Here is an 18,558-nt window from a genome sequence, read left to right on the forward strand (position 1 = left end):
GCGGCGCACCCCGCCCGCTTGCTCAGCCGGCGAGCCGGTCGCCGATCAGCCGGATGACCGCCCCGGCGTGGTCGTTGAGGTAGAAGTGGCCGCCCGGGTACGTCTTCAGCTCGAACGCCCCGGACGTGCGCTCGGCCCACGGGCGCGTCTCGGCTTCGGTGACCTTCGGGTCGCTGTCGCCGATCAGCGCCACGATCGGGCAGCTGACGTCCGGGCCGGGACGGTAGCGGTAGAGCTCCGCCGCCTTGTAGTCGCTGCGCAGCGCCGGCAGCACCAGGCCGCGGATGTCTTCGTCGTCCAGCACCGCCGTGTCCGTGCCGCCGAGCCGCTTGACCTCGGCCAGCAGCGCGTCGTCGCCCTTTTCGTGGACCCGCTCGTCGCGGACCGCCGAAGGCGCGCGACGGCCGGAGACGAACAGGGCCTGCAGCCGCGTGCCCCGCGTTTCGAGCCGCCGCGCGACCTCGAAGGCCAGGCTGGCGCCCATGCTGTGGCCGAAGAACGCGACCGGCCCGGCGGTTTCCGCCGCGAGCACGTCCGCCAGCCGGTCGGCGAGCACGAACAGGTCGTCCACCGGGGCTTCGGTGTGCCGGTCCTGGCGGCCCGGGTACTGCACGGCCAGCACCTCGACCGCGGGCGCCAGCGCCGCGGAAACCGGGTGGAAGTAGCTCGCCGATCCCCCGGCGTGCGGGAAACACACGAGCCGCGCGGCGGCCGACGGCGCCGCGTGGAATCGCCGGACCCACTGCGAAGCGTCGAGGGAAATCGTCATGGCCCCCAATCTGGCAGGCCGCCGGGCCGGCGTCGACCCCTAAGGTGCACAGTCCGGGTGAGCGGCAGGCCCCGGGATGCGGCCGGGGCCTGCCGGTTCTCCCTCCCTCCTCAGGCGGACCGACTCACGCCGCCCGCCACAGCGCCGGAACGGCCGGAGGTTCCCATCCGGGCTGGGCGGTGTGCGCCTGCAGGCATACGTAGGCGAGGCCGCCGTAGGTGACCCGGGCGCCCGCCGCGTAGGCGGTGCCCGCCGCCCAGGACGTGTCCCCGGGCGGCGTCGAGGTCGGCGCGCCGGTCGTCGTCGACGTCGGCGGGGCCGACGTCGGCGTCTGCGGCACGTCGAGCACGAAGTCGAACGCGGCTTCCTTCGCGGAACCGTTGTCCCGCACGGTCATCAGGAGCCGCGCGTCGAAGATCGTGTCGGTGTTGTTGCGCGGCTCGCCGGGGAAGTAGAGCTGCGTGGTCAGGATCGGCCGGCCGGGGGCCTGGACCTTCACGTGGATGTGCCGGGTCCGGCCCGGGTAGAGCCCCGGCACGATCGTCGACAGCGTGAACGCGCCCTGGGCGTTCGTGTACTGGTGGCCGCGGAAGGTGTAGCCGGTGTTGTCGTACGCGCCGTTGACGTCCGCCTGCCAGAAGTCCAGCAGCGCGCGGTTCACCGGCAGGCAGGCACGGCCGAAGACGTAGCCGGTCACGGTCAGCCGCGTGCCCTGGGTGCCCGGCGTGACCAGGTTGGTCCGTTCGGGCGAGTTCGGCTTGAAGTACGGCCCCTCGGTCTGCTCGATCGTCGGTTCGTCGTCGTCGTGGCACGACGGGGTCAGTTCCGGTGCGGAGCCGCCGGCGGCGTTCGTGCGGGCGAGCGCCGGGCCGCCGAACAACGCGACCGGCGCGGCGACGCCCGCGGCGAGCGCGGCCTTCAGCACCGTCTTGCGGCTGAGCTTGGTTTCTTCGTCCATGCCTGCTCCTCGTGGGGAGGTCGGGGATCCCCTCGAACGTAGGCAGCGCACCCGGTGGCCGACGATGGACTGGACCGGTCAGTCGTGGTGCTTCTCCCCGCCGCGGCGGAAGTCGCCGGGGCTGAGCCCGGTCTCCCGGCGGAAGAACCGGCAGAAGTAGGCCGGGTCGGCGAACCCGACGCGGCTGGCGACCTGCCGGACCGTGAGGTCGGTCCGGAGCAGGAACCGCTGGGCCTCCCGGGTCCGGGCCTCCCGCAGCAGCTGCGCGGCCGTGCGGCCGGTCGCGGCCTTCACCGCCTCGGTCAGGTGCCCGGGGGTGACGCCGAGGCGTTCGGCGTGCTCGGTGACCGACCACGGGCCCGGCCCCGGGCGGCCGGCGAGCCGGACGAACTCCGCCGCCACCGCGCCGGCGGGCGTGGGCGGCGGCGTGCCCAGCAGCCGGCCCGCCCGCACGACCAGGACGTGGACCAGGGCCCGCAGCACCGACTCGGCGCCGTCGCCGCCGCGGCGGTGCTCGTCCTCCAGCTCGGCGATCAGCCGCGTGACGCCGGCGTCCGCGTGGTCGTCCAGGCGCAGCCACGGCCGTTCGCCCAGCCGCCGCAGGAGCTCACGGTCGGCCGGGTGGTCGAGGAGGAAGTCGTCGGTGAACAGCACGACGTGGCCGGTGAGGCCCCGCACGCCTGCCCACTGGTGCACCTGGCCGGGCGTGATGACGCCGAGGTGCGGCGGCCGCAGCGGCCAGCGCGCGCTGTCGACGACGTGCGCGCCGGTGCCGCCGGTGACGTGGACGAGCTCGTGGAACGTGTGCCGGTGCGGGAACTCCGCGCGCGCCAGCGGCCCGAGCGCGTCGAAGGTGCCGACGGCGAACGGCGGTGCGTGCGGGGCCGGCACCTCCAGGCGGTGCATCGGCAGTTCCCCCGCCCGGGGCGGCAGGCAGGGCGTACCGGGCGGAACGGTCGTACCGCGCATGGCCGAAAAGTCTAGACCAATTCCTGTGCGGTTCGCCGCTTTTGCCCCGAAGATCGCAATCCGATCGTCGGGTGCCGGACGCGAAAAACCGGGGTCGGTCCACTGTGGACCGGCCCCGGTTCGCGGAGTTGCTTCAGTACTGCTTACGCGCGGCTGCGGCGCCGGTTCAGCAGCAGCATCAGCGCGCCGCCGCCGAGCAGCAGGCCGCCGACGGTGAACGGAACCGCGGCGTCGACACCGGTGTTGGCCAGCTCGCCGCCACCGGAGGGAGCGCCACCGGGGGTGGTCGGCGCGGGGGTGGTGCTCGGGACGGCACCGGCCTCGGTCCAGGCCGTGGTCGCCTTCGCGGCCACCTGGGTCTTCTCCGAGTCGGCGACGATCAGCGACTGCGCCGGCTGCTTCGCGTAGTTCTCGGAGACGAACAGGCGACCGGTGTCCAGCTCGCCGGTGACCTTCAGCGAGAACGAGCCGTTGCCCGGCTTCGTCGCGGCCGGGACGTCGACGAACAGCTTGCTGCCGTCCTTGACGTCCGCGGTCTTCAGCTCCTTGCCGTCGGCGTCGGTGACCTTGACGCCGTCGGGCAGCTCGGTGGTCAGCGACGTGACGTCACCGGAGGTGGCGACCTCGAACGGGCCGATCTTGGTGCCGGCCTTGCCGTCACCCTTCGGCGACGCGATGTTCAGCGTCGGCTTCGGCTGCGCGCCGATGCCCTTGTTCTGGTCGCCGATCAGGTAGCTGTACAGCGCGGCGACGTCCGCGTTGGCCTCGGCCGGGTTGTTCTCGGCCAGCGGCTTCTGGAGGTTGAGGTTCACGCCGTCGCTGAAGTGCCACACCGCGGCCTGCGTCGCGGCGATCGCCTCGCGCTCGGAGATGCCGTCGTGCGCCTTGACGCCCTGCTTGCCGAGGGCGTCTTCGATCGCGTCCAGCTTGACGCCCGGGTAGCCGTGGTGGAGCACCCAGTTGATCTTGTCGCTGTTCTTCTTGAACGGCGAGTTCGCGCCCGGGTAGGCGTTCCACGGCTGTTCGACCATGTCCACGTCGGCACGCAGGCCGACGGTGATCTGCACGCAGTAGAGCTTGAGCGACTTGCCGTCCGACAGCTTGAAGCCGAACAGCTTGGTGATGTAGTCACCACCGCCGTCGAGGTTGATCCGGTAGCCGACCGTGCCCGCGTTTTCGTCGACCCGGCCGCGAGCGGCACCGTCGTCCGCGAGGGCCGCGGGAGCACCGACCATGACTGCGGCGGCCGCGGCGAGCACCGCGATCCCGCCACGCACGAGAGCTGACCTGACCTGCATAAATCTCCTATCCGAGCCCGAACCACGCCGTTAGGGCCGCGTGAGATCACAATCCCCGACCACGGCGGCCACTGATTCGGGTGAGTGATCACCCGGTCAAGCGACACCGGAGCTTACACAGACTCCACAGACGCTACGCAGGGTGCCCCTCCAAATACGGATTCGCCCGGAATCCCGCAGAACGGGGCACCGATGTCAGCGTCCGAAATACCCGTCGAACAGGATTCCGGCGATCCGGGTGGTCGTCTCGCGACCGGTCGCTTCGCCGTCCGCGACGACCTGGGTGTCGTTCATCAGGGCGAGGGTGTAGCGCTCCTGCGGACCCGCGAAACCGACCGAGTTCATGATCCACGAACCATCGTCGTTGTCGTCGGACCAGCCGTTCTTGTTCCCCGGCTGCGCGGCCGCCCCGGCACCCCAGACGCCCCACTGCTGGTTGACGTCGACCGTCCGCAGCTCCCGGACGAGGTAATCGCGGTGCTGCGGGGGCAGGCGCGTCAGGACGTAGCCGATCAGGCGGTCCAGGTCGTCCGCCGTGGTGCGGATCCAGCCCCAGTGGTGCGGGTGGCGGTCGCTGAACCGCATGTCGGTCAGCCCGTACGCGGGGAACCGCGCGGCGAACTGCGCCTCGCCGCCGTAGCGGGTCCACAGCGCGTGGGCGGCGTCGTCGTCGCTGGAGTGCAGCATCCGGTGCATCAGGTCGCGGTCCCCGGCGGTCAGCACGACCGCACCGGCGTCCTGGCGCAGCAGCAGGTCGACGGCCATGGCCAGCTTCGGCGTCGAACACGCCCAGATCAGCGTCCCGGCCGCCCGGCTGCGGTAGACGGCGCCGGTCCACCGGTCCCGCAGCACGATCCCGGTCACGCCCGGCCGGCTGTCGGCGTAGGCCTGCGCCCGCGCGATCCGCGCCCGCAGGTCCGGGCCGAACGGGTCACCCGGCCCGGGGCTCGACGGCGGTGCCAGCGCGAGCGCCGCCAGCAGCGCGGCGAGCACGAGCTTGCCCATGAGGTCTCCCGGTCCGAGTGGCTGTTCCACCCGAAGACTGGCACGGGTGCGGCGAGCAGGCACTCGCCGCACCCGGGTCAGCCGGCTCGCCTCACGGGTTGACGGTCAGCAGGTGGGCCTTGAAGCCCTCGCCGTAGGTCTTCGTCGGCGTGCCCGCGTAGTCCTCGATCAGCACGTTGCCGCCGCTGCAGCCCCACGGGTTCCACGTCCACGCGGTGTACCCGAGGTTGTGCGCGTCCAGCCACGCCAGCACCTGGTCGACGTAGTCGTGCGCGCAGCTGTTCTGGCCGATTTCGCCGGCCTGCACCGGAACCTGCGCGGCGACCGTCCCGATCTGACTGTCCCAGCAGGACACCGTGACGCACGCGTTGAAGTTGTAGGAGTGCCAGGACGCCACCACGTTGCCCGCGGGGTCGGCCGGGCGGTAGGCCAGCCACTGGGTCAGGTCGTTGGTCCAGGTCAGGCCGGCCGTCATCACCACGTTGGTGGCACCGGTGGCGCGGACGGCGTCCACCAGTTCCTGCATCCCCGCGACGGCGTAGCCGATCCCGGTGCAGGTGCCGCCGTCGCGCAGGCACTTCCACGCAGCGGCCGCGTCGGACCAGCCGGCGGCCGCGTCCGGGTACGGCTCGTTGAACAAGTCGAACACCACGGCGTCGTCCCCCTTGAACGCCGTCGCCACCTGGGTCCAGAACGCCGGGGCGTACTGCCGGTCGGGCATCGGCTTCTGGCAGGTCGCGTTGACGTCGGTGCAGGCCGAGGAGTTGCCGGTGTACGCGCCGTGCGTCCAGTGCAGGTCGAGGATCGGGTTGATCCCGTTCGCCTCCAGCAGTTTCGCGTAGTCCTTGACGGCCTGCTGGTAGGCGGGACCGCTGGGCGAGCCGGACAGGCCGAGCCAGCAGTCCTCGTTCAGCGGGATCCGCACCGCGTGGATGTTCCACGCCTTCATCGCGTCGACCGAAGCCTGGTCGACCGGGCCGCTGTCCCACATCCCCTTGCCCTGCACGCAGGCGAACTCGCCGCTGGAGCGGTTGACGCCCAGCAGCCGGTAGGTCTTCCCGTCGGCGGTCAGCAGCTTGTTGCCCGACACGTGCAGCGCGGGCGCCGGCCCGGGCGGCGGCGGCGTCGTGGTGGTCGGGGTCGTGGGTTTCGTGCTGGGGGTCGTGACTGTGGTCGGTGGGGTGCCGGTGCACGCGGCGCCGTTGACGGCGAAGTCCGCCGGTGTGGTGTTGGTGCCGCTGTAGGAGAAATTGGCGCCGGTGCTCACCGAGCCGCCGGCCGGGATGGTGCCGTTCCAGCTCGCGTTGGCCACGGTGACCGTTTTGCCGGACTGCGTCCAGGTGCCCGACCAGCCCTGCTGCAGGGTCTGGTTCCCGGTGTAGGAGTACGTCAGAGTCCAGCCGTTCGCGGCCGACGACCCGACGTTCGCGATCCCGACGGTGGCGCTGAAACCGCTTCCCCAGTCGTTGGCCGCATAGGTGACCTTGCACGCGAACGCCCCGGCGGCCGCGCTCGGTTCATTCGCCGCCGACACGGCCGTCGTCGACGTGACGACGCACGCGGCCGCGGCGGCGAGACCCGCAACCGCAAGCACGGCAGGACGTTTTCCGGCTCTTGCCCACATCGGCACTCCCTTGTGCACACTGACAGCGAAAGGTCTGGGAGCGTTCCCAGACGCCCGTCCACACCGTCGCTGCCCAGCCTCGGGTTGTCAATCACCAACGGCCGATTCGGGCGAACAGCGTCCGCCGCGTTCCGCCAACGACCGCAGGCGGCTGCCCCGGGCGGCGGCACCGCCTCGGTCGGCGCCGACGCATACGCCCGCGATAACCCGCCCCGCTTAAGCTCCGGCCATGCCCAGCGCCCGGCTCAAGCTCACCCTCAGCTACGCCGGTTTCCTGCTCCTCGCGGGCGCGGTCCTGCTCGCCGTGGTGTGGGCGTACCTGCTGCGCTACGTGCCCGACAACGACCAGGGCCTGCTCGGGATCGCCCCGAACCGGTTCCTCCTCGTGCGCGTGTTCACCCCCGCCGCGGCCGTCGCGCTGGCTTTCCTGCTGGTGTTCGGGCTGCTCGGCGGCTGGCTCCTGGCCGGCCGGATGCTGGCGCCCCTCACCCGGATCACGGACGCGGCGCGGCTGGCCGCCGGCGGGTCGCTGGCGCACCGGATCCGGCTCGGCGGCCGCCCGGGCAACGAGTTCCGCGAACTCGCCGACGTCTTCGACGCGATGCTCGAACGGCTCGAATCGCGCGTCGCCGAACAGCAGCGGTTCGCCGCGAACGCGTCCCACGAACTGCGCACCCCGCTGGCCATTTCCCAGGCCCTGCTCGACGTCGCCCGCAAGGATCCCGAGTTCGACTGCGGTGAACTCGTCGAACGCCTCCACTCTGTCAACGCGCGCGCGATCGACCTCACCGAGGCGCTCCTGCTGCTCAGCCGCAGCGACGGCCGGAACTTCACCCGCGAGCCCGTCGACCTGTCGCTCGTCGCCGAAGAAGCCGCCGAAACGCTGCTGCCGCTGGCCGAACAGCGCCGGATCACCCTCCACGTCACCGGCGAGCCGGCCCGGGCGGCCGGTTCACCGGCGCTGATCCTGCGGATGGTGACGAACCTCATGCAGAACGCGATCGTGCACAACCTCCCGGACGGCGGCACCATCACCGTCCACACCGAAACGCGGCGCTACGCGAGCGTGCTGCAGGTCGAGAACACGGGCCGGCCGCTCGCCCCGGACCTGGTCCCGACCCTCGTCGAGCCCTTCCAGCGCGGGGCGGAACGCACCCGCGCCGGCGAGCAGACCGGCGTCGGCCTCGGGCTGGCGATCGTGCACAGCATCGTGCGGGCCCACGACGGGATGCTGGAGCTGACGCCCCGCGCGGCCGGCGGCCTCCTCGTCACGATCCGCCTGCCCACACCGCGGTAGCCGTCACTTCCGCTTCGAAGGCGGCACCGAGCCCGGCGAACCGGTCCGCGGCCTCCTTCAGCAGCCCGGCGTCGCCTTGGCGGCGGGCGTGGGCGCGGGTCAGGACCGCTGCCGTCCAGCGGTTGTGCACCGCGTGCCGCTCGGCGCGCCGGAGGTGGTGCCCGGCGTCGGCGTCGAGCACCACGGCCAGTTCGGCGGCCAGGCCGGCGGCGTACCCGTCGAACCGGCCCGGGGCGAACTCGGCGCCGACCTCGGCGAGCAGGTCCGCCGGCGGAGCGCCGGTGTGCAGGGCCACCCGGGCCCGGACGAAGGCGTCCAGCGGGGCGAGGTTGGCGGACCCGGCCGGCGTCGCCACGCCCGCGACGTCGGCCGCGCGCGCCCGCCACCGGGTCATCGCCGGCTCGTCGCCGGACAGGCCCGCGGCCAGCGCGGCCGCCAGCAGCGGCACGCCGAGGGTGGCGTTGCGCGGCGGCCCGTTCCCCGCCGTGGCGCGCCACATCTCGCCGGCGAGCGCGAGGGCGCCGGCGAACCGGCCGGTGAGCGCGAGGGTGGTGACCAGGCCGCTGCGGCCCCAGTACGGGTGCCCGGCCAGCGCCGGGTCGGTGGCCGCCCGCCTGCTCACCGACAGCGCGTCGGACAGCGCTCCGGTGGCGACGGCGTAGGTGATCGCGGACCGGAACGCGTCCAGCACCTCCAGCGCCGCGTGCGGATCGGTGCGATCCGCCTTCGTGACGAGGCCGACGCGCTCCTGCGTCGTGCGGTGGGCCAGGTCCGGGCGGCCGGCGAGGGCCTCGGCGGCGCACCGGGCGTCCAGCGCGGCGCTGAGCAGCAACGGATCCCCGGCCGCCGCCGTCACGGCCTGCTCGGCGGCCTCGGCGGTGACCGATTGCGGAGCCGGGCCGGAATGCCAGGCTCGGGCGACGGCGACGTGCGCCGAGTCTTCGGCCAGCCTGGTGGCCTCGGCGAGCATCCGGTCCAGTTCGGACATCGGCACCGGATCGGTGATGAAGCCCGCGCCGCGGAACCGTTCGGCCAGCACGACGGCGTCGGCCAGGCAGACCGCCCGCGTGGCGGGGTCGCCTGCCGCCCGGCCGGCCGCGACGAGCAGCAAGTCGTAGTGATCGCGGGCTTGGCTGAGCAGGTGCACGCAGCTGCCCGCGCGGGCCAGCTCCGCGGCGGCGGCCGCGGGGCTCGCGGCGCGGTCGGCGGCCGTGCGCCAGTGGGCCGTCGCTTCGGCGAGGAAGCCACGCGCGTAGGCCAGCCGGGCCAGATCCGCGGCCAGGGCGTACTCCGGTTCTTCCGCGACGCAGGCACGCAGGTCGTCGGCGACCCGGTCGAACTCGTCGCGCCAGTCGCCGCCGAGCCGTCCGATCAGGTCCCGCGCGCGGCTCGCGGCCCACTGCCGGTATCGGGCGGCGACCTCGGCCGAGTTTTCGGGCTGCTCGCGCGCGAAGCGGGCGACGCCGTCGAGGAGCGTCCAGGAAACCGGCTCGCGGTGCACGGTGACCAGCGACTTGTCGACCAGCCGCCCGAGCACGTCGGACACCGCGCCGACAGACAGCTCCGGCGACAGCGCCGCGGCGCCGTCGAGGTCGAAGCCGTGGCGGAACCGGGAAACCCGCGCCAGCACCGTGCGTTCTTCGCCGGTCAGCAGCCGGTGGCTCCACTCGATGACCGAGCGCAGCGACCGGTGCCGCGTTTCGCCGCGCCCGGTGGCCAGCACGCGCAGCGGATCGTCAGCGAGGCCGGCCCGCAGCCCGTCGACGCCCAGCGACGCGACCCGCGCGGCGGCGAGTTCGATGTTCAACGGCGAGCCGTTCAGCTCGCGGCACAGCTCGGCCACCTGCGCGGGATCGGCGTCGAACGCCGGATCGACCGCCTTCGCCCGCTCGGTGAACAGGGCCACCGCCTCGGCATCGGCGGGCAGCGGGCCGAGCTGCAGCACGGTCTCCCCCGGCACGCCGAGCCGTTCCCGGCTGGTCGTCAGCACGCTCAGCCGCGGATTCGCGCCGGTCAGCGCGGTGATGACGTCGGCGACGTCGTCCGCGACGTGCTCGCAGTTGTCAAGCACCAGCAGGGCCCGGCCGGTCAGCTGCCCGGCGACGGCGTCGGGCAGCGGCTGCTGCGGGCGCGGCAGGACGCCGAGCCCGGCGGCGACCGACTCGAGCACCGAACCCGGCCGGGCCGGCACGAGGTTGACGAAGGTGGCGCCGCCGGGGAACCCCGCGGCGGCGGCCTCGGTCGCGGCCAGGGCCAGCCGGGTCTTCCCGGCCCCGCCGGGGCCGAGGACGGTCGTCACCCGGCTTTCGCCCACCAGCCGCACGACGGCGTCACGTTCGGCTGTCCGCCCGACGAAGCTCGTCGGCGGCTGCGGAGCGCCGACCACCAACCCGGCCGGCCGGTCCGGCGCGTCCGCCCCGGCGAGTCCCGGCGCCCGCGCGGCCAGCTCGCGGCGGTCGCGGGCGCCGAGCTTGCGCAGCAGCGCGGAAACGTGGCTTTCGACGGTCCGCACCGAGACGTAGAGCCGGCCGGCGATCTCGGCGTTGGTCAGGTGGTCCGCGACGGCCAGCAGGACCTCACGCTCGCGCGGCGAGATCGACGGCGCGGTCGGCATGGCGCCGAGTATGCCGCATCGTGCCTGGTCGCCGGGTCTGTGCCGGGATCTCCGTGGCAGGTTCCGTGGTCACCACGGATGTCCGGGAGTGGCCGCCGCCGAAGGATGGCGACCAGTCCGGAAACACTCCTGGAAGGGGAACTCCCGTGGTGGTCATCGCGAAGGAAGACGACCTGCGCATCGGCACCGGCCGCACGGCCCGGTTCGAAGGCGAGGCGTACGGCTCCGGCGTCTCGTTCTTCCACGTGCACAACACCGAAGGTCAGGGCCCGGGTGCCCACGTGCACCCGTACTCGGAGACCTGGGTGGTGCTGGCCGGCGAGGCCCTCGTCCGCACGTCCGACGGCGAGGTGACGGCGAACCAGGGCGACGTCGTGGTGGTCGGCGCGGGCACCGCGCACGCGTTCCGCGCGATCGGCCCCGAGCCGCTGCGGATGATGTGCATCCACGCCTCGCCGCGCATCGAGCAGGACTTCCTCGACGACGCCGAAGCCGCTCGCGTCGGCGTCACCTTCTGAACGTCCGCCGCCGCGCGCGTCAGGCGCCCGGAACGACGACGACCTTGCCGTGCACCGCGCCCTCGGCGGCCCGGGCGTGCAGCGCCGGCAGTTCGGCCAGCGGCACCCGCTCGGCGACGTCGACGCGCAGCTCGCCGCGGTCGACCTGCGCCACCAGCTTCGCCAGCTGGCCGGCGTCGCTGCGGACGAACAGGTCGATGCCGCGGACGTTGCGCGCTTCGTCGCCGGGCGCGGGCATCCACACCGTCGTGTTGACCAAGACACCGCCGGGACGGACCACGGTGACCAGCGCGGCCAGCACGGCCGGGTCGACCGGCGCGAGGTTGAGGGCGACGTCGACCGGCTCGGTCACCGCCGCGGTCACCGCGGTGGTGGTGTGGTCGATGATCTCGTCGGCGCCGGCGGACTTGACCGCGTCGCCGCTGCGCGGGCCGGCCGTGGCGATCACGTACGCGCCGGCGTTGTGCGCCAGCTGGACGGCGTAGCCGCCGACCGCGCCGCCGGCGCCGTTGATCAGCACGCGTTGCCCGGCCTGCAGGCCGGCGTGGTCGAACAGGGCCTGGTACGCGGTCAGGCCGACCAGCGGCAACGCGGCGGCGTCGGGCAGCGGGACGCTCGCAGGCGCCGGCGTCAGGGCTTCGGCCGGGGCGAGGACGTACTCCGCGGCGGCGCCGCTCTTGTCCATCGGCAGGAAGCCGACGACGGCGTCGCCGACCGCGAGGCCGGTCACGCCCTCGCCGAGCGCGTCGACCGTGCCGGCGACGTCGATGCCGGGCGTGTGGGGCAGCGCGACCGGGATGGGGCCCTGCATGAAGCCGCCGCGGATGTTGCCGTCGACGGAGTTGAACGACGTCGCCGCGACGCGGAGCCGGACCTGACCGGCGCCGGGGACCGGCTGCTCGACGTCTTCGTAGCGCAGGACGCCGGGGTCGCCGTACTCGTGGAACCGCACTGCCTTCATCGGACTCTCTCCCGTTCTTGCTTCGAATTCGAAGCATCTGCGACTGACAGTACGGCTACTTCGAATTCGAAGCAAGTGAGGTCGCTCACCTTGACAAACCTTCGAATTCGAAGCAGTAGACTGCGGGGGTGCCCGACTCGTCCCCGTCACTCGACCCCGTGCAGCTCGGCGCCTACTTCGCCCTGATCGAGGTGGCCAGCCTGCTGCGGCACGCGGTCGAGCAGCAGCTGCGCGAGGCCGGCGACCTCAGCTACGTGCAGTTCCAGCTCCTGGCCCGGCTCGGCGACGCGCCGGCGGGCAGCCACCGGATGACCGACCTGGCCGACGGCGTCGTCTACAGCCGCAGCGGCCTGACGTACCAGGCGGGACTGCTGGAGAAGGCGGGGCTGGTGGTCCGCGCCCCGTCGCCGGACGACGAGCGGAGCGTCACGGTCACCATCACCGACGCCGGGCGCGCGCTGCTCGGCAAGGTGCTGCCCGGGCACATCGAGGTGGTCAGCAGCCTGCTGCTGGAACCGCTGGCGCGGGACCAGGTCGAGGCACTGGCCGCCCTGCTGACGCCGGTGCGCGAACACATGCGAGCGACGCCGCCGCGCTCGGCCGCGTCTCGCCGCCGCAAGGACGGAGCCTGAGTCCATCCGTCCTCCTCGATCCACCGAGGATCCATGATCACGGCCCGCGGAGCGATCAGCCTGGGCCGGCTTGGCCCACCTTCACGACGGCCGGCGCACCGGCGGCGCGGACGACTTCGCCGAGCCGCGCGGCGTCGGCGGAGCCCGGGGCCGCGGTGAGGACGACCGCCATCAGGTCGTCCCCGGGCACGTGCAGGAGATTGCCGTCGAGCGTGATCGCGGCACCGTCCGGGTGCTGGAACACGGCCCGGTTTTCGTAGCTGGAAACGGTTTCCGGCGTGCGCCACCGGGTGTCGAACGGCCGGCTCGTGCGCCGCAGGTCGTCGACGAGCCCGGCGAGGGAGTCGTCGCCGGGATAGCGCAGGGCGGTGTCACGCAGCCGCGCGGCGAGCATCGCCTGGAACCCGGCAGCGCGATCGCCGGTCCGGCTGATCCCGCCGAGGGCGTTGCGGAAGGTGCGCCAGGCGACGTTCCAGTCCCGCGCGTGCGCGGCAGGCGCCCCGGCTTGCAGCGCCAGCCAGGCATTGTTGACCGCAACGACGTTCCACGCGGCATCGGTCAGGAAGGCGGGGGTGTCACCGAACCGCTCGAGAAGCCGCAGCGCCCCTGGCCCGGCGTGGCGCGGCACGTGCCCGTCGGCGGCGGCGTACCCGGCGAGGGCACAGAGCCGTTCGTACTCGGCCCGCCCGAGGTTCAGGGCCCGGGCAAGGGCGTTGACCACCCCGGCCGAGGGCTGCCGGCGCCCCTGTTCCAGCCGCCGGACGTAGTCGGCGGAGACCCCGGCCAGCTCGGCGAGCTCCTCCCGCCGCAGCCCGGGCGCCCGCCTGGCCCGACCGGTCGGCAACCCGAGGGCGGCGGGGTCGGTGTTCTCGCGCCACCAGCGCACGGCCGTCCCGAGATCGTGCAGAGCCACGACGCCAGTGTGCCCGGCCCCGATCAGTCAGGAGCCACGACATCGACGTCGACCCGGCGGCTCGGGGCGATCGCGTTCTGTCCGGGCGGGGACTGATCGAACCCGGCGCCCCGCACCGTCAGCCGGTCTTCCGCGACGCCGAGGCTGACCAGGAGGTCGGCCACCGCCCGCGCGCGCCGGACGCTGAACGAGCGAGCGGACTCGGCCTCCCCGATGCGGGCGGTGTGCCCGACCACGAGAACCCGGTCGCCCGGACCGATCCGATGCACCGACGCGATGATGAGCTCCCTCGCTTCCGGGGTGAGTTCGGCACTGTCGGGCAGGAACAGGACCGGGAAACCGAACTTCGCCGGCCCCGGCGCCACGGCACAGGGACAGCCGCTGCCCCCGGGGTGGATGACGCTCGGCGAGGGTGCGTCGACCTCCGGCCGGGCGGACAGCCGGCTCGGCTGCACCGGCAGGACGGCGAAAGCCACCACGGCCAAGCCCAGCGCGACCAGCGCGGCCCCGGTCCGCGCGCCGCCCACCCACCAGGCGGGCTGCGGACCGCCGAGCAGCACCGAGAGCACCCCGGTCACCCGATGGCGCCTGGACACGTGGACCGGAACCGGGCGACGTTCGACGATACGGGAGATGTCGGCCGTGAAGAGGCGGTGCTGCTCCCGCACCATCTCGTCGAACTCGTCGTCGTTCACCGGTTACCCTCCCATCGTCCGTCGCCGACGAAGTTGCTCTGCAACAGCTCGCGGGCCTGCTTCAGGCGTTTCTGGACCACTCTGACCGAAACTCCCGTGTACTCCGCGATCTCCTTCGTGCCGAGGTCGTCCAGGTGCAGGGCGAACACCGTCTTGAGCGGGTCGGGCAGCTCGTTCACCAGCGACACCAGCCTGCTGTGCCGTTCGACCACGTACGCCATTTCCGGGTCCTCGGCCACGGGCCGGTCGAAGGCGTCCGGCCAGGGCACCTCGTTCCGGATCTTCTGCGACGCCCGGCCGGCGTGGTGCTCGGCGGCCTTGCGGGCCCACAGGTGCGGTTTCCTTATCCGATGCCAGTTCCGGTGCACGTCCACCATCGCGCTCTGCGTCGCGTCGTCCGCGATGTGCTTCGGGAAGCCGAGGTAGAGGAGGTGGGCGATGACCCGCGGCAAATGCGAACGATAGAAGTCTTCGTAACTCGCACACGCGGACGATTGCTTGCCGGTCATGGATCTCCGGAGAGTGGCCGAGAGCAGGGCGGGGTCGTGGCATGAGTCGGCGGACGCGGTCACCGTGTCACACCCTGAGGTGCCGGCCGAACACCGCGAGCGCCACCGCCAGGGCGGCGACCGCGAGCGTGACCGCCGTCGAACCGGTGACGACGTAGATCGACCCGGCCCCGACGAAGAGCCGGTCGACCGGTGCGGACCCGTCCGGCTGCCGCTTGTTCACTCGCGTCATGCCATCCAGGGGCGGCCGGGTACTCCGCCGCGAACGGTCCGCGGCAGGTTCACTCGAACGGCCTACCCCCGCGAGACGTGCCGCACCACCACGCCGACCAGCTGCTCCCGCGGCACGAACCCGTAGTGCCGCGAGTCCCAGCTGGTCGGCCGGTTGTCGCCGAGCACCACCGTGCAGCCGGCCGGGACCAGCGCTCCCGCCAGGCCGTGGATGTCCGGCTCCGCCCAGCCCGCGGGGATCCGGTCGCCCGCCACCGCCACCACGCGCTTGAGGAGCAGCTGGTCGCCCGTCGGTGCTCCGCTCGGCAGCTGCGGGAACCGCAGCAGGGCCACCTGGCCTCGCCGGGGGCGGCGGGTGCGGCGGACCAGGACGCGGTCGCCCGGCTGCAGCGCCGGTGTCATGCTCGGACCGTCCACTGTGGTCAGGATCAGCAGGCGGCGGGCGGCGAAGACAGCCAGCAGTCCCGCGAGGGCCAGCGCTTTCACGGCACCGCCTGGTAACCGTCGGCCTGCAAACGGAACAGGCGGGCGTAACCGCGGTCGTCGGCAAGCAGGCTTTCGTGCGTGCCCAGCTCGGTGATCCGGCCGTCCTCGAGGACGGCGATGCGGTCGGCGTCGCGCACCGCGCTCAGCCGGTGCGAGATGAGCAGGCTCGTGCGGCCCTGCCGGTGCTCGCGGATGCGTGCGTGCACCTCGTGTTCGGCCTCCGGGTCGAGGCCCGAACTCGGCTCGTCGAGGATCATCAGGTCCCGGCCCTCCCGGACCAGGGACCGGGCCAGTGCCAGGCGCTGCCACTGGCCGCCGGAGAGCACGACGCCGGTCGTCGTGTCCTCCGTGCCGATCTCGAAGATCCGGGTGAGCGGCGTGTCGTAACCGTTCGGCAGGGCGGCGATGCGGTCGTGCGCGCCGGCGCGGGTCGCGGCGTCGACCAGGCGGGTGCGGTCGCCCATCGCCGGCAACTCGCCCAGCCCGATGTTCTCGGCCGCGGTCATGTCGTAGTTCATGTGGTCCTGGAACACGGCGCTGATCCGGTTGCGCAGCAACGCGTGCGGCACGTCCCGCAGGTCGGCGCCGTCCCAGAGGATCCGCCCGCGCGTCGGGTCGTACAGGCGGCACAACAGTTTCACGAGCGTGCTCTTGCCCGCGCCGTTCAACCCCACCAGGGCGACCGCCGTGCCGTGCGGGATGGTGAGGTTCACCCCGCGCAGCACCCACGGGTGTTCGTCGCTGTACCGGAACCAGACGTCCCGCAGCTCAAGCCCCTGCCGCAGCGCGGGAAGCGGAACGCTCCCGCTGGGCAGATCGGGCTCGGCCCGGACCACGGCGACGTAGTGCGCGAACGACAGCAGCCGGGCCTGGCCGTTGGCGATCGACGACGCCAGCGTGCCCAGCGCGGCCTGCACCCCGGCCACCGCCGCGACGAACATCGAGACGTCGCCGGCGCTCAGCGACCCGGCACGCGCCGACGTGATCGCCCACCAGAGCCCCGCCCCGGCGACCCCCGCGCTCAGCACGGTCAGCCCGCCCATGGTCCACAGCTCCCGTTCGTCCATGCGGCGCCGGTCTTCGTCGGCGCTCCGGCGCTCGTCCATCATGCGGGCGCGCAGGAACGCCCCGATGCCGAACAGCCGGATCTCGGTCGCCGCGGCGATGCCGGTGAGCAGCTGGCTGTAGAAGAACTCCCGGCGGGCGAACCGCTCGATGCGCCACTCCACCACGGCGCGGCGCCGCGCCAGCAGCAGTTCGGCGAGCAGCGCGGGAACCGCGGCGGCCAGCACGACCCCGGTCATCGCCGGGCTCAGCAGGAGCAGCGAGCCGAGGAACCCGGCCAGCGACAGCGTCCCGCTGAGCGTGCCGCCGACGCCGTCGACGATCTCCGGCATCCGGCCGCAGCTTTCCTGGGCCAGCCGCAGCCGGTCCTGGTAGGCGGGGTTTTCGAAGGTGCGCAACCCGACCTGGCGGCCCAGCGCGTCGAACAGCCCGTCGGTGGCGACCGTGCTCGCCGCGCGGCCGATCTGCGCGCGGACGTAGTGGACCACCACGGGCAGCGCGGCGACGGCGAGCCCGGCGAGCACCAGCGCCGCGGCGAGGCCGCCGACCGCGCCGGTGCGCTCGGTCAGGCGATCGAGGACGAGCTTGGTCAGCCAGGCGGTGGCGATCGGCGCGGTGGCCGCGGCCGCCGTCATGAGCAGCAGCGCCAGCAGCCGCGCCCGGCCGGAACGCCACAGCAGCACGGTGGCGGCCGCGGCCGCGGCGCGCACCTGGCCCGTTTCCCCCACGGTTACCGCCCGGCGGGGACGGGCAGTTCGTGCACCCGGCCCGCGGTCGCGACCACCCGGCCGCCCGCCACCAAGTACAACGCGGGTGTCCAGGTGTTGCGGAACGCGGCGGCGACCGGGCCGCCGTCGAGGTCCGCCGGCACGACGTGCGCGACTTCGGCGAGCGCGCGCACGGTCTCCGGGTCGTCCCCACCGAAGACGGCGAAGACGCGGTCACGGCCTTGTTCGCGGGCGTAGGCGAGGAAGTCCGGCAGGCTGTCGTGGCAGGCGGGGCAGTCGGCGGAGAAGAACGCGACCGTGCCGTCCAGCGTGGCGGCGGTGAGCGGCTCGCCGTCGGTCGTGGTGGCGGCGAACTCGCCGACGGCCGAACCGGGACGCAGCGCGAAAGGCGACGCCGTGGCGGTCTGGGCGCGCATCCGGCGCAGGATCCCGACGGTGAGGAGCAGGTTCAGCAGGCACAGCAGGCCGAGCAGCACCAGGGCGGCGACGACGAAGGGCATCAGGAACTCCTTGCGAACACGACGGCGATGTCATCCATCGCGATGACGAGCACGGCCACGACCACGCCCGCGCCGGCCGCGACGGCGGCCCCGGCGAGCGGCGGCAGGTGCGCCGGCGCGAGCGCGCCGAGGACGGCGAGGCCGAGCAGCAGGCTGTTGCGGACCAGGTGACGCGGGCCGATCGGGGTCTCGGTCACGCCGAAGCAGCGGCACGGGGCGACCCTCCCGCGTCGCAGCGAAGCGGCGATGGCAGCAGTGAAGGCAAACAGCAACGCCGAGGCGAGGAGAAAGCCCACGGCCGCCGTGGCCGGCACGACCACGAGGAGCGCACTGCCCGCTTCGGCGGCGACGACGGCCACCGAAACCGGCGTGACCCAGCGCGCGGGCAGTGGCACCAGGGCCGGCACCGAGCGCGCGAATCCGCGGAAGTCCCGCAGCTTCGACACCGACGAGGCCGCGAACACGACGGCGATCAGCGCCGCGCAGGCGGCCCGGAGGTACTCCATGTGACTCCCTCGACGCCGGGCGGTGTCCGCGGGGAAGGCGGCGGACACCGCCCGGCACGCTGGCCGGTGCGGATCAGCAGGAGCTGCGGACCTTGGACCACTCGCAACCGGTCTGCGGGCAGCAGAACCGGTACCAGTAGCCGGGGTGGCCCTGCGCGTTGCAGAAGTAGCCGCCTGCGCAGGCGGAAGCCTGGGCGGTGGGCACGATCCGGTTGAGCACGCGGTCGATCAGGCGCCCCATGGTGTCTCCCTTCGACGGTGGGTGTCCACGGTGCGGGAA

General features: G+C 73.1%; 20 protein-coding genes. 3 read left to right on the top strand and 17 right to left on the bottom strand.

The window, feature by feature from the left end; translation table 11 throughout:
- Positions 1-22: 22 nt before the first annotated feature.
- The 6 genes from AB0M93_RS20665 to AB0M93_RS20690 form a co-directional block, all read right to left on the bottom strand.
- The gene (locus AB0M93_RS20665) at positions 23-769 is read right to left on the bottom strand and encodes an alpha/beta fold hydrolase (RefSeq protein ID WP_364275703.1); all 747 of its coding nucleotides are present in this window, start codon (positions 767-769) and stop codon (positions 23-25) included.
- Positions 770-893: 124 nt separating this feature from the next.
- On the bottom strand, positions 894-1,727 hold the full coding sequence (locus AB0M93_RS20670; protein ID WP_364275705.1) for a carbohydrate-binding protein: 834 nt from the start codon (positions 1,725-1,727) through the stop codon (positions 894-896).
- A gap of 78 nt (positions 1,728-1,805) precedes the next feature.
- The gene (locus AB0M93_RS20675) at positions 1,806-2,633 is read right to left on the bottom strand and encodes an AraC family transcriptional regulator (protein WP_364275809.1); all 828 of its coding nucleotides are present in this window, start codon (positions 2,631-2,633) and stop codon (positions 1,806-1,808) included.
- A 206-nt stretch (positions 2,634-2,839) separates the two neighbouring features.
- Positions 2,840-3,973, bottom strand: coding sequence for a thioester domain-containing protein (locus tag AB0M93_RS20680; protein WP_364275707.1), 1,134 nt, complete (start codon positions 3,971-3,973; stop codon positions 2,840-2,842).
- Positions 3,974-4,189: 216 nt separating this feature from the next.
- Positions 4,190-4,999: a serine hydrolase gene (locus AB0M93_RS20685; RefSeq protein WP_364275709.1), complete on the bottom strand. Its 810-nt coding sequence runs from the start codon at positions 4,997-4,999 to the stop codon at positions 4,190-4,192.
- 91 nt (positions 5,000-5,090) lie between these two features.
- Positions 5,091-6,593 carry a cellulase family glycosylhydrolase gene (locus AB0M93_RS20690; protein ID WP_364275711.1) on the bottom strand — a complete coding sequence of 501 codons (1,503 nt, stop codon included), beginning with the start codon at positions 6,591-6,593 and terminating at the stop codon, positions 5,091-5,093.
- Between the two features lie 259 nt (positions 6,594-6,852).
- Between AB0M93_RS20690 and AB0M93_RS20695 the strand changes: the two genes are divergently transcribed.
- A complete protein-coding gene (locus tag AB0M93_RS20695) occupies positions 6,853-7,920 on the top strand; it encodes a HAMP domain-containing sensor histidine kinase (protein WP_364275713.1) in 1,068 nt (355 codons plus the stop codon).
- Here AB0M93_RS20695 and AB0M93_RS20700 read toward each other — a convergent pair.
- Positions 7,892-10,534 carry a LuxR C-terminal-related transcriptional regulator gene (locus AB0M93_RS20700; RefSeq protein WP_364275715.1) on the bottom strand — a complete coding sequence of 881 codons (2,643 nt, stop codon included), beginning with the start codon at positions 10,532-10,534 and terminating at the stop codon, positions 7,892-7,894. The genes AB0M93_RS20695 and AB0M93_RS20700 overlap by 29 nt on opposite strands.
- Before the next feature lie 146 nt (positions 10,535-10,680).
- Between AB0M93_RS20700 and AB0M93_RS20705 the strand changes: the two genes are divergently transcribed.
- Positions 10,681-11,052, top strand: a complete 372-nt coding sequence (locus AB0M93_RS20705) for a cupin domain-containing protein (protein WP_364275716.1) — start codon at positions 10,681-10,683, stop codon at positions 11,050-11,052.
- Between the two features lie 19 nt (positions 11,053-11,071).
- Here the strand turns inward: AB0M93_RS20705 and AB0M93_RS20710 are convergent, their stop codons facing one another.
- A complete protein-coding gene (locus AB0M93_RS20710) occupies positions 11,072-12,013 on the bottom strand; it encodes an NADP-dependent oxidoreductase (protein WP_364275718.1) in 942 nt (313 codons plus the stop codon).
- A 128-nt stretch (positions 12,014-12,141) separates the two neighbouring features.
- Here AB0M93_RS20710 and AB0M93_RS20715 point away from each other — a divergent pair, with 128 nt between their 5' ends.
- Positions 12,142-12,645, top strand: coding sequence for a MarR family transcriptional regulator (locus tag AB0M93_RS20715; RefSeq protein WP_364275720.1), 504 nt, complete (start codon positions 12,142-12,144; stop codon positions 12,643-12,645).
- 55 nt (positions 12,646-12,700) lie between these two features.
- On the opposite strand, the gene AB0M93_RS20720 is transcribed toward AB0M93_RS20715, so the two are convergent.
- The 9 genes from AB0M93_RS20720 to AB0M93_RS20760 all read right to left on the bottom strand — a co-directional run bounded on the left by AB0M93_RS20720 (position 12,701) and on the right by AB0M93_RS20760 (position 18,519).
- Positions 12,701-13,558 carry a helix-turn-helix domain-containing protein gene (locus AB0M93_RS20720; RefSeq protein ID WP_364275722.1) on the bottom strand — a complete coding sequence of 286 codons (858 nt, stop codon included), beginning with the start codon at positions 13,556-13,558 and terminating at the stop codon, positions 12,701-12,703.
- 23 nt (positions 13,559-13,581) lie between these two features.
- Positions 13,582-14,253 carry an OmpA family protein gene (locus AB0M93_RS20725; protein ID WP_364275724.1) on the bottom strand — a complete coding sequence of 224 codons (672 nt, stop codon included), beginning with the start codon at positions 14,251-14,253 and terminating at the stop codon, positions 13,582-13,584.
- The gene (locus AB0M93_RS20730; RefSeq protein ID WP_364275726.1) at positions 14,250-14,762 is read right to left on the bottom strand and encodes a sigma-70 family RNA polymerase sigma factor; all 513 of its coding nucleotides are present in this window, start codon (positions 14,760-14,762) and stop codon (positions 14,250-14,252) included. The genes AB0M93_RS20725 and AB0M93_RS20730 overlap by 4 nt, the downstream gene beginning before the upstream one ends.
- Before the next feature lie 67 nt (positions 14,763-14,829).
- Positions 14,830-14,994, bottom strand: a complete 165-nt coding sequence (locus AB0M93_RS20735) for a hypothetical protein (RefSeq protein WP_364275728.1) — start codon at positions 14,992-14,994, stop codon at positions 14,830-14,832.
- A gap of 62 nt (positions 14,995-15,056) precedes the next feature.
- Positions 15,057-15,479 (bottom strand): S26 family signal peptidase, encoded by a 423-nt coding sequence (locus AB0M93_RS20740; RefSeq protein ID WP_364275730.1) that lies wholly within the window; start codon positions 15,477-15,479, stop codon positions 15,057-15,059.
- Complete coding sequence (locus AB0M93_RS20745; protein WP_364275732.1) at positions 15,476-17,272, bottom strand: ABC transporter ATP-binding protein; 1,797 nt, start codon at positions 17,270-17,272, stop codon at positions 15,476-15,478. The genes AB0M93_RS20740 and AB0M93_RS20745 overlap by 4 nt, the downstream gene beginning before the upstream one ends.
- A 2-nt stretch (positions 17,273-17,274) precedes the next feature.
- Complete coding sequence (locus AB0M93_RS20750; protein ID WP_364275734.1) at positions 17,275-17,772, bottom strand: TlpA disulfide reductase family protein; 498 nt, start codon at positions 17,770-17,772, stop codon at positions 17,275-17,277.
- Entirely contained in the window at positions 17,772-18,278 is a 507-nt protein-coding gene (locus AB0M93_RS20755; protein ID WP_364275736.1) for a MauE/DoxX family redox-associated membrane protein, read from the bottom strand. The genes AB0M93_RS20750 and AB0M93_RS20755 overlap by 1 nt, the downstream gene beginning before the upstream one ends.
- A gap of 73 nt (positions 18,279-18,351) precedes the next feature.
- Positions 18,352-18,519 carry a hypothetical protein gene (locus AB0M93_RS20760; protein ID WP_364275738.1) on the bottom strand — a complete coding sequence of 56 codons (168 nt, stop codon included), beginning with the start codon at positions 18,517-18,519 and terminating at the stop codon, positions 18,352-18,354.
- Positions 18,520-18,558 lie beyond the last annotated feature (39 nt).

This window comes from Amycolatopsis sp. NPDC051102 (assembly GCF_040682815.1).
In the GTDB taxonomy this organism is placed as follows: domain Bacteria; phylum Actinomycetota; class Actinomycetes; order Mycobacteriales; family Pseudonocardiaceae; genus Amycolatopsis.

Bases quoted from the DNA above. Each gene is read 5' to 3' on its own strand.
- AB0M93_RS20760 (WP_364275738.1), bottom strand. From the start codon at position 18,519: ATGGGGCGCCTGATCGACCGCGTGCTCAACCGGATCGTGCCCACCGCC.
- AB0M93_RS20755 (WP_364275736.1), bottom strand. From the start codon at position 18,278: ATGGAGTACCTCCGGGCCGCCTGCGCGGCGCTGATCGCCGTCGTGTTC.
- AB0M93_RS20695 (WP_364275713.1), top strand. From the start codon at position 6,853: ATGCCCAGCGCCCGGCTCAAGCTCACCCTCAGCTACGCCGGTTTCCTG.
- AB0M93_RS20700 (WP_364275715.1), bottom strand. From the start codon at position 10,534: ATGCCGACCGCGCCGTCGATCTCGCCGCGCGAGCGTGAGGTCCTGCTG.
- AB0M93_RS20750 (WP_364275734.1), bottom strand. From the start codon at position 17,772: ATGCCCTTCGTCGTCGCCGCCCTGGTGCTGCTCGGCCTGCTGTGCCTG.
- AB0M93_RS20735 (WP_364275728.1), bottom strand. From the start codon at position 14,994: ATGACGCGAGTGAACAAGCGGCAGCCGGACGGGTCCGCACCGGTCGAC.
- AB0M93_RS20665 (WP_364275703.1), bottom strand. From the start codon at position 769: ATGACGATTTCCCTCGACGCTTCGCAGTGGGTCCGGCGATTCCACGCG.
- AB0M93_RS20670 (WP_364275705.1), bottom strand. From the start codon at position 1,727: ATGGACGAAGAAACCAAGCTCAGCCGCAAGACGGTGCTGAAGGCCGCG.
- AB0M93_RS20710 (WP_364275718.1), bottom strand. From the start codon at position 12,013: ATGAAGGCAGTGCGGTTCCACGAGTACGGCGACCCCGGCGTCCTGCGC.
- AB0M93_RS20675 (WP_364275809.1), bottom strand. From the start codon at position 2,633: ATGCACCGCCTGGAGGTGCCGGCCCCGCACGCACCGCCGTTCGCCGTC.
- AB0M93_RS20685 (WP_364275709.1), bottom strand. From the start codon at position 4,999: ATGGGCAAGCTCGTGCTCGCCGCGCTGCTGGCGGCGCTCGCGCTGGCA.
- AB0M93_RS20730 (WP_364275726.1), bottom strand. From the start codon at position 14,762: ATGACCGGCAAGCAATCGTCCGCGTGTGCGAGTTACGAAGACTTCTAT.